The following is a 14,158-nucleotide window of genomic DNA, read 5'->3' on the forward strand; positions in this document are numbered from 1 at the left end:
AGCTGACATTGCCGCGCTGGCGCGGGAAGCAATGTTCAATGGCGGAGAATTGTTCGGGTGTGATCATCATGCGCGAAGTATCCCGCATTACTCGCCGTCAAGCCAGTAGCGTTAACAGGCCCTAGCCAAAGGCGTAATCCGACGATGTGCGGCAAATCCTCGCGAACGACCTCAACCCCGCACGTCGGGTCGGTAAAGCGTGACCCGACCTACAACAGCGCAGAGCCCGCTTTGGGCTTTTGTAGGTCGGATTAGCCGCAGGCGTAATCCGACGATGTGCGGCAAATCCTCGCGAACGACCTCAACCCCGCATGTCGGGTCGGTAAAGCGTGACCCGACCTACAATTGCAATGGATAAGGCTCGACCAGCGCCCTGCCATAGCCATCGAGAAACTCCGGCGGCATCCGTTTCGGTTTGCCGCTGGTCATTTCTATACAGACGAAGGTGGTCTGAGCGCGCAACAGCGTCACGTTGTCGGCAGGCCTGATCAGCTGGAAGTTACGCTTCATCTTCAGGCGCCGGTCGGATTCGGTAATCCAGGTACCCAGCAGCAAGTGATCGTCCTCATAAGCGGCCGCCAGGTAATCGATTTCGTGTCTCAACACCGCCATCGCACGGTTCAGCCGCTGATAATCCTCCAGGCCAAGCCCCAGGCGCTGCGAATGCTGCCAGGCGCATTGCTCCAACCAGGTCACGTAGACCGCATTATTGGCGTGACCGAGTTCATCGATGTGCTCGGCTTCGACCCTGATGTCGATGATGAAGGCGTCAGGCTGGTCCCAGATCATGCATACCTCTCGTGCTGTGCGCCGTCGAGATCACGGCCAGATGAAACCTATCTTGCATGCCGCACCTGCTGCAGTCATGCATGAGTGATCATTCACCGGACTTTTGTCATCCGCTGCGCCAGAAAGGTTTCTGGCCAGCTTTTGTCGGACACAAAACAAAAAGGGCCATTTCATGAGAAATGACCCTTTAACGCCCAAAACGGGCAATAAAAATGGCGTCCCCTAGGGGACTCGAACCCCTGTTACCGCCGTGAAAGGGCGGTGTCCTAGGCCACTAGACGAAGGGGACGAAACCTTCGATACGGTCCGGCAGATGCCGAAGCGTGTGGAATTGGTGGAGCTAGACGGGATCGAACCGTCGACCTCTTGCATGCCATGCAAGCGCTCTCCCAGCTGAGCTATAGCCCCGGATTTAATGTCTCCCGACTCGCGATACTTGCGCATCGCTGCTGGATATGGCGTCCCCTAGGGGACTCGAACCCCTGTTACCGCCGTGAAAGGGCGGTGTCCTAGGCCACTAGACGAAGGGGACAAAACCTTCTGACGCGACCCGCCGTTCAGCGTGTCGGTGGCAATTCGTTTACGAGATTGGTGGAGCTAGACGGGATCGAACCGTCGACCTCTTGCATGCCATGCAAGCGCTCTCCCAGCTGAGCTATAGCCCCATCTCGTGGACGGGGCGCATATTAGGGGCGCTCCTGCGCACTGTCAACGAAATTTTTACTGGCCAATGAAGAAATTTCGACAGGAGAACAAACACTTACCACCGACAAGCGGCATATCCATAACTGAGTAGGTCGGGTCACCCTTCACCGGCCCGACGATCGGGGCCAAGGCCAGGTTTCGGTTTACCGGATTGCCTCTCGAATGCCCCGGAATCGTCGGATTACGCCTGCGGCTAATTCGACCTACAAAGCGGAATTCCCGTGCCTTGCAGGTCGGGTCACGCTTTATCGACCCGACAACCGAAGCCAAGATCAGATTTCGGTTTACCGAGTTGTGCCTCGAACGCCCCGGAAGCGTCGGATTACGCCTGCGGCTAATTCGACCTACGATATCGCCGCCAGCAGCTTTTCCCACTCCTTCACTTCCTTCTTCGATGCGCCGCCGAGCAGCTCCAGCGCCTGGCGCAGGCGGAACCGCGTGAGGTCCGGTCCGAGGATTTCCATCGCATCGAGCACCGAGACCGAACTGGCCTGGCCGGTGATCGAAGCGAACATCAGCGGCATCACGTCGCGCAGTTTCAGCTCCAGATGCGCAGCCACCGCCTGGATGACATCGGTGATGCGCTCCTTGTCCCACTGGCGCAGCGCTTCGAGCTTCCACAGGGTCAGCTGCAGCACCTGGCGCACCTGGGTGGCGTCGAGCTTCTTGTGCTCGAACAAGGCCGGGTCGAGATTCAGCGCACCGGAGAAGAAGAAACCGGCCAGCGGCGCGATCTGGCTGAAGGTTTCCACCCTGCCCTGCACGTGCGGTGCGATCTTCATCAGGTATTCGGGATTCAGTGCCCACTGCTGGACCTGGCTGGCGAAGGCCTCCACGCTCAGTTCGCGAATCCACTGGCCGTTGAGCCAGGACAGCTTCTCGATATCGAAGATCGGCCCACCCAGCGACACACGATTGATGTCGAAGTGCTCGATCATCTCTGCCAGGGTGAACTTCTCGCGCTCATCGGGCATCGACCAGCCCATGCGGCCCAGATAGTTGAGCATCGCCTCGGGCATGAAGCCCATGCGCTCGTAGAAGGTCACGGAGGTGGGGTTCTTGCGCTTGGACAGCTTGCTCTTGTCCGGATTGCGCAGCAGCGGCATGTAGCACAGCTGCGGCTGTTCCCAGCCGAAGTATTCGTAGAGCTTGATCAGCTTAGGCGCCGACGGTAGCCATTCCTCGCCGCGCAGCACGTGGGTGATGCCCATCAGGTGATCGTCGACCACGTTGGCGAGGAAGTAGGTCGGCAGGCCGTCGGCCTTCATCAGCACCTGCATGTCCATGCGGTCCCAGCCGATCTCGACGGTGCCGCGCAGCATGTCCTGCACCTGGCAGACGCCTTCGCTGGGCACCTTCATGCGGACCACGTGGGATTCGCCACTGGCGATGCGCTGCTGCGCCTCGGCCGGCGCGATGTGCATGCAATGGCCGTCGTAGCGCGGGGTTTCCTTGTTGGCCATCTGCTCGGCGCGCACCTGATCCAGACGCTCGGCGCTGCAGAAGCACGGGAAGGCATGGCCTTTGGCGACCAGTTCGTCCGAATACTTCTTGTAGATCTCGCCGCGCTCGCTCTGCCGGTAAGGACCGTGCGGGCCACCGACGTCGGGACCTTCGTCCCACTCGATGCCCAGCCAGCGCAGTGCGTCGTAGATCTGCTGTTCGGATTCGCGGGTCGAGCGCAGCTGGTCGGTGTCCTCGATGCGCAGGATGAACTGGCCGCCGTGCTGGCGGGCGAAGCAGAGGTTGAACAGCGCGATGTAGGCGGTACCGACATGGGGGTCGCCGGTCGGGGACGGCGCGATACGGGTGCGGACGGTGGTCATGGCGGCTCTCGAAAGCGGAGGGACGAACAGAAGAAACAAAGGCGCGATGTTAGCAGGCGGCAGGCCGCCCGCTCCAGCCGAAGGCGGCGGCATGCATTCCCATGGTTCCGACAGAACGCTCTAAACAAACCCCGCAGCCAACCGATAACCCGGCATCGCCAATCGCCAACACAAGCGCCAGAGAAGCCGACCATGCAACTGATCGACAACAAAGCCTTGATCGACGAAGCCCTCAACCAGTCCGCGACACTCACGGGAGATCGCTTCGATCATCGCTACTGGTTGCGCAGGGTCGGCGACGTGAAGCTGGTGATCATTTCCAAACCGGAAGTGCTGTTCGACCTTTCGATCAAGGTCTTCATACCCCTCGCGCCGGGCCAGGCGGCGTCCGGGAGCTACGACGACGGCTGGTTCAACTGGCACTTTCTCGGCAGCAAAAGCGCGATGGTGACCATCGCCAGGGAAATCATCGCCAGCGCCATGCGCAACCAGAGAACCCGTTCGCCCGTCCTGCAGGCCTGGCTGACGGCGCTGGTTTCCTTCAGGCACAGCGACCAGACCATCGCCGTACTGGAGCCGGAACCACGGCAGGACCTGGCTGGCCGCTGAGCCCGCCCTTGCCGAGCCTGCGCGCTGTCAGCCGCGCGCTATCAGTCACGCAGAAACCCCAGCACGCTCCGGGTGAAAGCCTCGCCCGCCTCGACGTTGGACAGATGCGCCGCCTCGAATTCGACCAGCTCGGCGCCTGCGATATGCGCCTGCATGTAGCGGCCATGGTCGGGGGTGGTCACCGGGTCCTTGCTGCCGCAGACGATCAGCGTCGGCACCTTGATCGCGTCAAGCTGCTCGCGGTAGTCGGCATCGCGCACCGCCGCGCAGTTGGCGGCATAGCCCTCGGGCGAGGTAGCGGCGATCATCTGGGTGATGCGCTGGGTCTGTGCCGGCTGCCGTTCGGCGAACGCCGGGGTGAACCAGCGTGCGCTGGAGGCGTCGCGCATGTCGCGCATGGCCTGCTCGCCACCCTTGAGTACGGTATCGATACGCTCGTTCCAGACCTCGTCGGTGCCGATCTTCGCGCCGGTGTTGCAGATCACCAGCCGCGTCAGGCGCTCGCCGGAATTGATCCCCAGCCACTGGCCGATCAGCCCCCCCATGGACAGGCCGCAGAAGGCGAAACGGTCGATGCCCAGCGTGTCCACCAGGCCCAGCACATCACGGCCCAGCCGCTCGATGCTGTAGGGTCCTGGCGTGACCGACGAGCCGCCATGGCCGCGGGTGTCGTAGCGCAGCACGCGAAAGTGCTCGCTGAAGGCGAGCGCCTGGGCATCCCACATGTTCAGATCGGTGCCCAGCGAGTTGGACAGCACCAGCACCGGCGCATCGACCGGGCCTTCAAGACGGACATTCAATTCGCAATCGTCGAGTTTTACGGTGGTCATGGAAACTCCATCGGAAGCTGGAAAATAAAAAGATGAACTGCGCCCAGCGACGACACGAGGAGTCGATCGCGCAGAACGCAGCTCATCGCAAACCGGTTACACCCTTTCGACCGCCAGCGCCAGCCCCTGTCCCACACCCACGCACATGGTCGCCAGGCCCCGCTTGCCGCCGGTCTTCTCCAACTGGTGAATCGCCGTCAGCACCAGCCGTGCGCCGCTCATGCCCAACGGATGGCCGAGGGCGATGGCACCGCCGTTGGGGTTCACCTTGTCGCTGTCGTCGGCCAGCCCCAGGTCGCGCGTGACGGCCAGCCCTTGGGCGGCGAAGGCCTCGTTGAGTTCGATCACGTCGAAATCATTCACGGCGAGGTTCAGCCGCTCGCACAGCTTGCGCACCGCCGGCACCGGACCATAGCCCATGATGCGCGGCGCGACGCCGGCGCTGGCCATGCCGAGCACCCTGGCGCGCGGCGTGAGGCCATATTTCTGTAGCGCTTCGGCACTGGCGAGGATCATCGCCGCCGCGCCATCGTTGACGCCCGAGGCGTTGCCGGCAGTGACGGTCCTGTCCGGGCCGTTGATGGGCCGGAGTCTGGCCAGCGCTTCGGCGGTGGTATCGGCGCGGGGATGTTCGTCGGCGTCGATTACCGTGTCGCCCTTGCGACCCTTGATCAGCACCGGGACGATTTCCTCGGCGAAGAAACCTGCGGCTTGCGCCTTGGCGGTACGCTGCTGGCTGCGCAGGGCGAAGGCGTCCTGGTCTTCGCGGCTGATATTCCACTGCTCGGCGACGTTGTCGGCGGTCTGCGGCATGGCATCGACGCCATACATTTCCTTCATCCTGGGGTTGATGAAACGCCAGCCAATGGTGGTGTCCTCGATGGTCTGGGTGCGGCCAAAGGCCGTTTCAGCCTTGCCCATCACAAAGGGCGCACGGGACATGGACTCCACACCGCCGGCGATGGCCAGCTCCAGCTCGCCGCAGGCGATGGCGCGAAAGGCGCTGCCCACCGCATCCATGCCCGAGGCGCAGAGGCGGTTGAGGGTCACGCCCGGCACGCTGTCCGGCAGCCCGGCCAGCAGCGCGGCCATGCGCGCGACGTTGCGGTTGTCCTCGCCGGCCTGGTTGGCGCTGCCGAGGAACACCTCGTCGATGGCCGCCGGATCGAGCTGCGGATTGCGCTCCAGCAGCGCCCTGATCGGGATCGCTGCCAGATCGTCGGCGCGCACCGCCGCCAGTCCGCCGCCGAAGCGCCCGATGGGCGTGCGGATGGCGTCGCAGATAAAGACTTCGCGTGTCACTCGTCACCTCCTGTCTGGCCGTGGGCGGCAGCCGTGCGGGCTTCCAGCGCGCGCAGTGCCTCCAGTTCCCCGGCGCGCGGCGCCTCGGTGATGGCCACATCGTCGGCGAAGCGAATCGCCCAGCCGGTGTTCTCCACCACCTGCTCGCGGGTTACGCCAGGATGCAGGGAAGTGACGACGAATTCATTGGTGCCGGCTTCCGGCTCCATGATGCACAGGTCGGTGATGATGGCCACCGGCCCTTCGCCCGGCAGCCCGAGCTGCTGGCGATGCTCGCCGCCTTCGCCGAAGCCCACCGAAGTGATGAACGCCAGCTTGTCGACGAAGGTGCGGTGCGATTGCTTGAGGATGATCAGCACCTGTCTGGCCGAGCCGGCAATTTCCGGCGCCCCGCCCGCTCCTGGCAAGCGGACTTTCGGCTGGCGGTAGTCACCGATAACGGTCGTGTTGATATTGCCGTACTTGTCCACCTGCGCCGCGCCGAGGAAACCCACGTCGATACGCCCGCCCTGCAGCCAGTAGCGGAAGATCTCACCAGTCGGCACCACGCTGTCGGCGGTTTCGGCCAGCTCGCCATCGCCGATGGACAGCGGCAGCACCGAGGGCTTGGCGCCGATGGGGCCGGATTCGTAGATCAGCACCACGTCCGGCGCATGGGTCAGGCGCGCCAGGTTGGCCGCCTTGGACGGCAGGCCGATGCCGACGAAGCAGACGCTGCCATTGCCCAGGCGACGCGAGGCGGCCACCGTCATCATTTCGTTGGTCGAGTAGGTCATCACTGGGCCTCCTGCTGTGCGGCCAGCTTGGCCTGGAATGCACTGAAATCGGCGGTGCCACGGATGAATTCATCGATCCAGGCGGTAAAGGACTCGCGGCTGCGGGCAATCGGGTCCCACGCCTGATAGAAGCGGTTGTCGCGCTCGTAGTAGCCATGCGCGTAGGACGGATGCGCCCCGCCCGGCACCAGGCAGACGGCGGTCAGCGCCCAGCTCGGCAGCACGCAGGCATTCATCGGCGCGCTCAGCTCGTCGACGATTTCCTCGACGGTGACGATGCAGCGTTTGGCCGCCAGCGCGGCTTCCTTCTGCACGCCAAGGATGCCGGCGATCAGCACGTTGCCCTTGCGATCGGCCTTCTGTGCGTGGATCACGGTGACGTCCGGACGCACGCTGGGCACCGCCGCCAGCGTCTCGCCGGTGAAGGGGCAGTCGATGAACTTGATCATCGGGTTGACCTTCGGCAGGTCGGAGCCCAGATAGGCGCGCAGTACCGCGAACGGCAGGCCGGAGGCGCCGGCGACGTAGGCGTTGGCCAGGTCGGCGTGGCTGTGCTCTTCGATTTCCAGCGGCTGCGGCCACTGTTTTTCCACCGCATCGCGCAGGCGGTGCAGCGAGCCGACGCCGGGGTTGCCGCCCCAGGAAAAGATCAGCTTCTTCGCACAACCGGCGCCGATCAGCAGGTCGTAGACCAGGTCGGGGGTCATGCGCACCAGGGTCAGGTCCTGCTTGCCCTGACGGATGATTTCGTGGGCGGCGGCAGTGGGAATCAGATGGGTGAAGCCTTCGAGGGCGACGGTATCGCCATTCCTGACGAAGCGATCGATTGCTTCGCGAAGGGAAAGGATCTCGGCCATGGGGTCATGTCTCGTGTAATGGGCTGAATGCGCCAACGAAGCAGCGCTTGCGACCCACACTAACCACCGTCCCACGACGAGACAATCCGATAATCGATTAACCGTTCGATAATCGAACATAATGATAAATCGATTGATGCCTGCGGATCGTCGGATTACGCCTGCGGCTAATCCGACCTACAAAGCCAAAAGCGGGCTCTGCGCTGGTGTAGGTCGGGTCGCGCTTTATCGACCCGACGGGCGAGGGTCGAGCAGATTCATTGTCAACGTTCATCCAGCCCAGTCCGCCGGGTAAAAACCCTTTGCAACATGCCGCGCAAAGCTTGAATAAGGCCAGTCGGCAGGGTGTGTTACCAGGCCGTGCTTCACGGGGTTGTAATGGAGGTAATCCAGATGGCGCCGCCTGTCTTCCTCGTCGCGCAGGCAGTGCTCCCAATAGCGTTGCTGCCATATCGACCCTTGCCCACATGCGTGACGGGCGAAATCAGGATCGCGCAGCAGGCGCTCGGTATAGCGTCGGGTAAACCGGCTCTTGATCAGCCGCCAGCGTGTCGGATAATCCGCATCGCCCTCGGGCAGGGTCCAGATGCAATGCAGATGGTCAGGAAGAACGACCGCCGCCTCCAGCACGAAAGGCCGTTGGCGCTGCACGACACGGAAAGCCTCCCGCAACAGCTCGACATTCTCCGCGCACGCCAGCAGCAGACGGCGGTTCTGCGTCACCACCGTGAAAAAATATGATGCCCCCGGTGTCCGCATCCTGCGGTATCTCATAAGCACTCCTTGCTCGGTGAGTTTTGCTTTCTGTTGGGTGGGTTGTGGTGGTTCATGCCTCGCAGCGTCGGATTACGCCTTCGGCTAATTCGACCTACGAAGCAGAGCCGTGCAACCCATGTAGGTCGGGTTACGCTCCACCAACCCGACGAGCAAACCATCAAACACCACAGAGGCAAGCGCCGTACCCATTATCGCCCTATGGTTGTCTGTGAATCCGCCCGTCGGATTACGCCTGCGGCTAATTCGACCTACATTTAGCCCATCATCTGTTGCTGCTCAACAGGGTTTAACCGAGTTGTAGGTCGGGTCACGCTTCATCGACCCGACAAGGGAACCAATGTCAATGAAACAGCCGCGTACTCAGCTCCCGGCTCGCTTCCAGCAGCACCGGCAGGAAGCGGGTTTCCAGTTCCTGGCGAGTGATGCGGCTGACGTGGGTGCCGACGTTGAGTGCGGCCAGGACCTGGCCGGCGGAATCTTTCAGGGGCACGGCCAATGAGCGCAGGCCGATCTCCAGTTCCTGATCGACGATCACCCAGCCCTGCTGGCGGATTTCGGCAATCGAGGCGCGGATCGCTTCCGGAGTGTGCAGGGTGCGGCTGGTCTTGATCTGCAGGTTGGCGTGCTCCAGGTAATCGTCCAGCGCCGCATCGTCCAGCGCGGCCAGCAGGATGCGGCCCATGGAGGTGCAGTAGGCCGGCAACCGGCTGCCGACGCTGAGATCGACGGAGATCAGCCGTTGCGGTGTGGCCGAGCGTGCGACATAGAGCACTTCGTCACCTTCCAGGGTAGCCATGGAACAGGCTTCGTTAAGTCGGTTGCTGAGCTGGTCGAGAATCGGCTGCGCGGTCACCGCCAGCGGCGTCGAGGACAGGTAGGCGTGGCCGAGGGTCAGTACCTTGGGCAGCAGCGAATAGGTCCGCCCGTCCGTGGTGGCGTAGCCAAGCTTGATCAGCGTGTACAGGCAGCGCCGCACCGCCGCGCGGGGAATCTCGGTGCGGTGGCTGATCTGGGCAATGGTCAGATGGCGCTTGCGCTCCTGAAAGGCATGAATCACCGCCAGCCCGCGTGCCAGCGAGCTCATGAAATTCGGATCGCCGGTCAGGGCTTCGATACGCTTGGCCGGCGACGCGATGATGACCGGTGCCATCGGCGCGACACCGGGGCGGGTTTCGTCAGTCATGGCGGATCACCTTGTCAGAGAGCGATGCGCGATTATCGATCAATAAACCGATAATCGCAAAATGCCGCCAAGCTACTGATCACCGTGCTCGCCATGTTGTAGGGTCGAATTCATTCGACCAATGCCTGCAAAGGCCGAACAATTTCGGCCCTACGCCTTGCTGCCGTGCTGCGTCAGCGCATCGCCTCCTCCATCCGCTGCGCCAAGGCCTGCTGGCCAGCCAGGCGCTGCACGATGCGCTCGACAATCTCCACCCGAGCCGCCGCACCGGCGCGCATCTCATCCATGGCCTGCAGCGCCAGGGCGGACTTTTCCAGCCCCGTGCGGGTTGAGTCGCCGATCTGTTCCATGCCCGAACGGGCACCCTCCGCCGCTTTTTTCAAGCCTTCGGCGATCTGCCCGATCTGCTCGCTGGAATCGTTGGCACGCCGCGCCAGGTTGCGCACCTCATCGGCGACCACGGCAAAGCCACGACCATGATCGCCCGCCCGCGCGGCCTCTATCGCGGCATTCAGCGCCAGCAGGTTGGTCTGCCGGGCGATGTCCTGAATGCTGCCGACGATGGCGCCGATGCGCTGCGACTGGTTGCCCAGCTCATCGAAGACCTGATCGATGTGGCCCATATACTCGGCCAGCCCGCTGATCGCCTCGACGGAGCCGGCGATGCTGCCCGCGCTGCTTTGCACATGGCCGCCCGCCACTTTGGCCAGATCGGTGGCGTATTGCATGTCGCGCTGGCTGCCTTCGATGTTTTCCAGCAGATCGACCAGCGCCTCACGCAAGGCAGCGCGCAACGGTTCGCTCCGATCGACGACGACCGCCGGCGGCTGCGCAGCGACCGGCAGAGCCGGCAACAGCTCCGGCTCGACCTGCGGCAGCGGCTCCGGCGCGGGCTGTCCGGAGACACGCCGCTCGCGACCATTGGCCAGCAGAGCCATCACGCAGCAGCCCAGCAGCAGTGCCACCAGCCCCAGTTGAAGCGGTTGCGGATTCAGCCAGGCCAGACCGAGGGCCGCCAGCACGCCGCATAGCTGCAAGCCTGTTTTCACGTTGTTCATGGTTACAGGCCGATATGGTTTTGCAGCAGCTGCGGCTGCCCTTTCAGGGCCTCGCTGGTGCCGTCGAACACCACCTGGCCCTTGACCATGATCATGCTGCGATCGGTCAGGTCGAGCAGGACGTTGACGTTCTTGTCCACCACCAGGGTGGCGATGCCGCTGGCCTTGATCAGGCGGATGACGTCCCAGATTTCCTTGCGGATCAGTGGCGCCAGGCCTTCGGTGGCTTCGTCGAGGATCATCAGGTCGGGGTTGGTCATCAACGCCCTGCCGATGGCGACCATCTGCTGCTCGCCGCCGGAGAGGTTGCCGGTCAGGTGCTCGAAGCGCTCGGCCAGGCGCGGAAAGGTCTTCAGCACCCGCTGCAGATCCCACTCCCGGCGCCCGTCAACACCGGCGCGTGCGGCCATGATCAGGCTTTCGCGCACCGTCAGGTTGGGGAACATGCCGCGCCCTTCCGGCACATAGCCGATGCCTTTGCGGATGATCTGGTGGGTACCGGCGCCGCGCTGGCGCTGCCCCTTGACCCGCACTTCGCCAAGGCGCGCCGGTGTCAGCCCCAGCAGCGAGCGGATGGTGGTGGTCTTGCCCATGCCGTTGCGGCCCATCAGCGCCAGGGTTTCGCCGGGGTCGATATGGAAATCGACGCCATGCAGCACGTGGCTGTTGCCGTAGTAGGTATGCAGGCCGCTGGCCTCGATCAGGGGAGTGTTCGCCGTTGCCATCAGAATTGCTCCTCGCCGTCGCCCAGGTAGGCCTGCTGCACCGCAGGGTCGTTGCGCACCTGATCCAGCGGGCCGCTGGCCAGCACCTGGCCGTTGACCATCACCGTCAGGGTCTTGGCGATGCTGAACACCGCGTCCATGTCGTGCTCGACCAGCACCATCGAATAGTCCTGCGAGAGCCTGGCCAGCAGCTCCACCACGCGCCCGGACTCCTCCTTGCCCATACCGGCCATGGGCTCGTCCAGCAGCAGAAATGTGGGATCGGTTGCCAGCACCATGCCGATCTCCAGCTGCCGCTGTTCGCCGTAACTCAGAGAGTCGGCCAGCGTATGCGCGTGGCGGCTGAGGCCACACAGCTCCAGCCCATGCTCGGCACGCTCGCGCACCTGGCGGTAGTGTTCGCTGCGCTTGAAGAAGCGGAACGAGTTCTTCATCCGCGACTGCGCCGCCAGCCAGCAGTTGTCCAGGCAGTTGAAGTTCGGAAAGACGTTGGTGCGCTGGAAGCTGCGCCCGATGCCCAGGTGGGAAATGCGGTTGGGCGCCATCGCGGCGATGTTCGCCCCATGGAACAGCACCTCCCCGCCACAGGGGCGCAACTGGCCGGAGAGCAGGTTGACCATGGTGCTCTTGCCCGCGCCGTTGGGGCCGATGATGGCGTGAATTTCACGCGGCCCCACCGTCAGGCAGACATCGTTGACAGCGGTCAGCCCGCCGAAGGTCTTGGTCAGGCCACGGGTTTCCAGTACGACACTCATTGGCTCACCTCCTGTTTCAGGACAACGGGCAGAGGCTTGTCTTCAGCCGCCGGCGCGGGTTTTTTCTCGAAAATCTTCACCAGCAGACCGGCGATGCCCTTGGGCAGCAACATCACCATGGCGATCACCACCAGGCCCATGGGCAGCTCCCAGTGCGGCGTCAGGCTGGCGAACAGATGGTGCAGGCCCTCGAAGGCGAAAGCGCCGAGGATGGCCCCGAACAGACTGCCCATGCCGCCGAGAATGACCATCACCAGGGCATGGGCCGACATCTGCCAGCTCAGCTGGCTGGGACTGACGAAGCCGTACTGGGTAGCCGCGAGCATGCCGGCATAACCGGCGATGGTGCCGGCGATCACGAATACCGCCAGTTTGTAATAGGTCGGGTTGTAACCCAGCGCCCGTACCCGCTCCTCGTTGGCCTTGATGCCCAGCAGCACCTTGCCGAACGGCGCCCGCAGGAAGGTGCGCAGCAACAGGTAGACCCCCACCATCGAGGCCAGCACCACGTAATACAGAGTGGTGTGGTTTTCCAGATCCAGCAGTTGCAGATCACCGATCATCACGCTGGGCTTCATGGTGAGGAAGGCGCCATCGGAACCGCCGGCGAACGGGGCGTCATGGAACAGATAGAAGAGCATCTGCGAGAAAGCGATGGTGACCATGATGAAGAAGATCCCCGAGGTCCGGATGATCAACAGGCCCATCAGCAACGCCGCCAATGCGCTGATGCCCAGGCACAGCGGCAGCGCGACCCAGATGCTCACCGCCTCGAACTCCGGGGCGAGCAACACCAGGCTGTAGCCGGCGATGCCGAAGAAGGCCGCCTGGGCCAGGCTGACCATGCCGGTAATGCCCACCAGCAGGTCGAGGCTGAGCGCGACGATGGCCAGGATCAGGATGTAGGTGATCTGCTGCATGAGAAACTCCTGCCGCTCGCCGAACAGCGCGCCGCCCGCCAGGGGAAACAGCGCCAGCAGCAACAGCAACGTCAGCAGCAGGTATTGGATGGGTTTGGGGATATGTCTCATAAGTTGGTCTCCTCCGAAGGGCAGATCAGGCAAACAGCCCGCGAGGTTTGAACAGAAGCACCACGGCCATCAGCATGTAGATCGCCATGCCGGCGTACTCGGGCACCAGCACGGCGCCCCAGGTCGCGGTCAGCCCCACCAGTAGCGCACCGAGAAAGGCGCCGCGAATGGAGCCCAGGCCACCGATGACCACCACCACGAAGGCGATGATCAGGATCTGGTTGCCCATGCCTGGATATACCGAGGAAACCGGGGCGGCGATCATCCCGGCAAAGGCCGTCAGCGCCGCGCCGGCGGCGAACACTAGGGTGTAGATCGCTTTGATGTTGATGCCCAGCCCCTGGACCATCTCGCGGTTGCTGGCGCCGCCGCGAATGACGATGCCCAGGCGCGTGCGCTGCAGGATCCAGTACATGCTCAGCGCCACCAGCACGCAGACCGCGGAAATGAACAGCCGGTACACCGGGTATTCGAGGTTTTCCGTGAGCTGGATGGAGCCGGCGAGGATTTCCGGGATGGGCACGCTGTGCACGTCGTTGCCCCAGGCGATGCTGCGCAGCGAGTCAATCACCAGGATCAGGCCGAAGGTCATCAACACCTGATCGAGGTGCTCGCGCTGGTACAGGACGCGCATCAGGCAGCGCTCGATCACCACGCCGAACAGCGCCGCCAGCGGCAACGCCAGCAGGATCGCGAGAAACAGGTTGCCGGTCAGCGAGGTGGCCCAAAACGCCAGGTAGGCACCCACCATGTATAGCGCGCCGTGGGCCAGGTTGATGATGTGCATGATGCCGAAGATCAGCGTCAGGCCGCTGGCAATGAGGAACAGCAGCAGGCCGTATTGCAGGCCGTTCATGGTTTGAATCAGAACAGTGGAGAAATCCATAAGCGCATACCAGCAGAAAGGTCACGGACACTCGGACGACGCGGCCTCC

General features: G+C 63.2%; 14 protein-coding genes and 4 tRNA genes. 1 reads left to right on the forward strand and 17 read right to left on the reverse strand.

Features of this window, described 5'->3' with window-relative positions; genetic code table 11:
• Window positions 1-339 precede the first annotated feature (339 nt).
• The 6 genes from G7020_RS17210 to gltX all read right to left on the reverse strand — a co-directional run bounded on the left by G7020_RS17210 (window position 340) and on the right by gltX (window position 3,320).
• Entirely contained in the window at window positions 340-789 is a 450-nt protein-coding gene (locus G7020_RS17210) for an acyl-CoA thioesterase (RefSeq protein WP_181086370.1), read from the reverse strand.
• Window positions 790-1,002: 213 nt separating this feature from the next.
• Window positions 1,003-1,078, reverse strand: a tRNA-Glu gene (locus G7020_RS17215).
• Window positions 1,079-1,121: 43 nt separating this feature from the next.
• Window positions 1,122-1,197: transfer RNA gene (locus tag G7020_RS17220), tRNA-Ala, on the reverse strand.
• A 48-nt stretch (window positions 1,198-1,245) separates the two neighbouring features.
• Window positions 1,246-1,321: transfer RNA gene (locus G7020_RS17225), tRNA-Glu, on the reverse strand.
• A gap of 57 nt (window positions 1,322-1,378) precedes the next feature.
• Window positions 1,379-1,454: transfer RNA gene (locus G7020_RS17230), tRNA-Ala, on the reverse strand.
• Window positions 1,455-1,838: 384 nt separating this feature from the next.
• Entirely contained in the window at window positions 1,839-3,320 is a 1,482-nt protein-coding gene (gltX, locus tag G7020_RS17235) for a glutamate--tRNA ligase (RefSeq protein WP_181086371.1), read from the reverse strand.
• A 192-nt stretch (window positions 3,321-3,512) separates the two neighbouring features.
• Here gltX and G7020_RS17240 point away from each other — a divergent pair, with 192 nt between their 5' ends.
• Window positions 3,513-3,929, forward strand: a complete 417-nt coding sequence (locus G7020_RS17240) for a hypothetical protein (RefSeq protein WP_181086372.1) — start codon at window positions 3,513-3,515, stop codon at window positions 3,927-3,929.
• 41 nt (window positions 3,930-3,970) lie between these two features.
• Here G7020_RS17240 and pcaD read toward each other — a convergent pair whose 3' ends face one another.
• The 11 genes from pcaD to G7020_RS17295 form a co-directional block, all read right to left on the reverse strand.
• The gene (pcaD, locus tag G7020_RS17245; protein WP_181086373.1) at window positions 3,971-4,759 is read right to left on the reverse strand and encodes a 3-oxoadipate enol-lactonase; all 789 of its coding nucleotides are present in this window, start codon (window positions 4,757-4,759) and stop codon (window positions 3,971-3,973) included.
• 96 nt (window positions 4,760-4,855) lie between these two features.
• On the reverse strand, window positions 4,856-6,061 hold the full coding sequence (gene pcaF / locus G7020_RS17250; RefSeq protein WP_181086374.1) for a 3-oxoadipyl-CoA thiolase: 1,206 nt from the start codon (window positions 6,059-6,061) through the stop codon (window positions 4,856-4,858).
• Window positions 6,058-6,840 carry a CoA-transferase gene (locus tag G7020_RS17255; RefSeq protein ID WP_181086375.1) on the reverse strand — a complete coding sequence of 261 codons (783 nt, stop codon included), beginning with the start codon at window positions 6,838-6,840 and terminating at the stop codon, window positions 6,058-6,060. Before G7020_RS17255 ends, pcaF begins: the two co-directional genes overlap by 4 nt.
• Window positions 6,837-7,694 (reverse strand): CoA transferase subunit A, encoded by an 858-nt coding sequence (locus G7020_RS17260; RefSeq protein ID WP_181086376.1) that lies wholly within the window; start codon window positions 7,692-7,694, stop codon window positions 6,837-6,839. Before G7020_RS17260 ends, G7020_RS17255 begins: the two co-directional genes overlap by 4 nt.
• A gap of 270 nt (window positions 7,695-7,964) precedes the next feature.
• The gene (locus G7020_RS17265) at window positions 7,965-8,468 is read right to left on the reverse strand and encodes an REP-associated tyrosine transposase (protein WP_181086377.1); all 504 of its coding nucleotides are present in this window, start codon (window positions 8,466-8,468) and stop codon (window positions 7,965-7,967) included.
• A 343-nt stretch (window positions 8,469-8,811) separates the two neighbouring features.
• The gene (locus G7020_RS17270) at window positions 8,812-9,654 is read right to left on the reverse strand and encodes an IclR family transcriptional regulator domain-containing protein (RefSeq protein WP_181086378.1); all 843 of its coding nucleotides are present in this window, start codon (window positions 9,652-9,654) and stop codon (window positions 8,812-8,814) included.
• 173 nt (window positions 9,655-9,827) lie between these two features.
• Window positions 9,828-10,712 (reverse strand): methyl-accepting chemotaxis protein, encoded by an 885-nt coding sequence (locus G7020_RS24255; RefSeq protein WP_219852735.1) that lies wholly within the window; start codon window positions 10,710-10,712, stop codon window positions 9,828-9,830.
• Window positions 10,713-10,714: 2 nt separating this feature from the next.
• On the reverse strand, window positions 10,715-11,437 hold the full coding sequence (locus G7020_RS17280; RefSeq protein WP_181086379.1) for an ABC transporter ATP-binding protein: 723 nt from the start codon (window positions 11,435-11,437) through the stop codon (window positions 10,715-10,717).
• Window positions 11,437-12,192, reverse strand: coding sequence for an ABC transporter ATP-binding protein (locus G7020_RS17285; RefSeq protein WP_181086380.1), 756 nt, complete (start codon window positions 12,190-12,192; stop codon window positions 11,437-11,439). Before G7020_RS17285 ends, G7020_RS17280 begins: the two co-directional genes overlap by 1 nt.
• Window positions 12,189-13,223 (reverse strand): branched-chain amino acid ABC transporter permease, encoded by a 1,035-nt coding sequence (locus G7020_RS17290; protein WP_181086381.1) that lies wholly within the window; start codon window positions 13,221-13,223, stop codon window positions 12,189-12,191. The genes G7020_RS17285 and G7020_RS17290 overlap by 4 nt, the downstream gene beginning before the upstream one ends.
• 25 nt (window positions 13,224-13,248) lie before the next feature.
• Entirely contained in the window at window positions 13,249-14,109 is an 861-nt protein-coding gene (locus G7020_RS17295) for a branched-chain amino acid ABC transporter permease (protein ID WP_181086382.1), read from the reverse strand.
• Window positions 14,110-14,158: the final 49 nt, after the last annotated feature.

The sequence above is a fragment of the Stutzerimonas stutzeri genome (assembly GCF_013522825.1).
Taxonomy (GTDB): domain Bacteria; phylum Pseudomonadota; class Gammaproteobacteria; order Pseudomonadales; family Pseudomonadaceae; genus Stutzerimonas; species Stutzerimonas stutzeri_AK.

Coding starts and splice junctions, on each gene's coding strand:
- G7020_RS17210 (WP_181086370.1), bottom strand. CDS start 789: ATGATCTGGGACCAGCCTGACGCCTTCATCATCGACATCAGGGTCGAA.
- gltX (WP_181086371.1), bottom strand. CDS start 3,320: ATGACCACCGTCCGCACCCGTATCGCGCCGTCCCCGACCGGCGACCCC.
- G7020_RS17240 (WP_181086372.1), top strand. CDS start 3,513: ATGCAACTGATCGACAACAAAGCCTTGATCGACGAAGCCCTCAACCAG.
- pcaD (WP_181086373.1), bottom strand. CDS start 4,759: ATGACCACCGTAAAACTCGACGATTGCGAATTGAATGTCCGTCTTGAA.
- G7020_RS17260 (WP_181086376.1), bottom strand. CDS start 7,694: ATGGCCGAGATCCTTTCCCTTCGCGAAGCAATCGATCGCTTCGTCAGG.
- G7020_RS17265 (WP_181086377.1), bottom strand. CDS start 8,468: ATGAGATACCGCAGGATGCGGACACCGGGGGCATCATATTTTTTCACG.
- G7020_RS17270 (WP_181086378.1), bottom strand. CDS start 9,654: ATGACTGACGAAACCCGCCCCGGTGTCGCGCCGATGGCACCGGTCATC.
- G7020_RS24255 (WP_219852735.1), bottom strand. CDS start 10,712: ATGAACAACGTGAAAACAGGCTTGCAGCTATGCGGCGTGCTGGCGGCC.
- G7020_RS17280 (WP_181086379.1), bottom strand. CDS start 11,437: ATGGCAACGGCGAACACTCCCCTGATCGAGGCCAGCGGCCTGCATACC.
- G7020_RS17285 (WP_181086380.1), bottom strand. CDS start 12,192: ATGAGTGTCGTACTGGAAACCCGTGGCCTGACCAAGACCTTCGGCGGG.
- G7020_RS17290 (WP_181086381.1), bottom strand. CDS start 13,223: ATGAGACATATCCCCAAACCCATCCAATACCTGCTGCTGACGTTGCTG.
- G7020_RS17295 (WP_181086382.1), bottom strand. CDS start 14,109: ATGGATTTCTCCACTGTTCTGATTCAAACCATGAACGGCCTGCAATAC.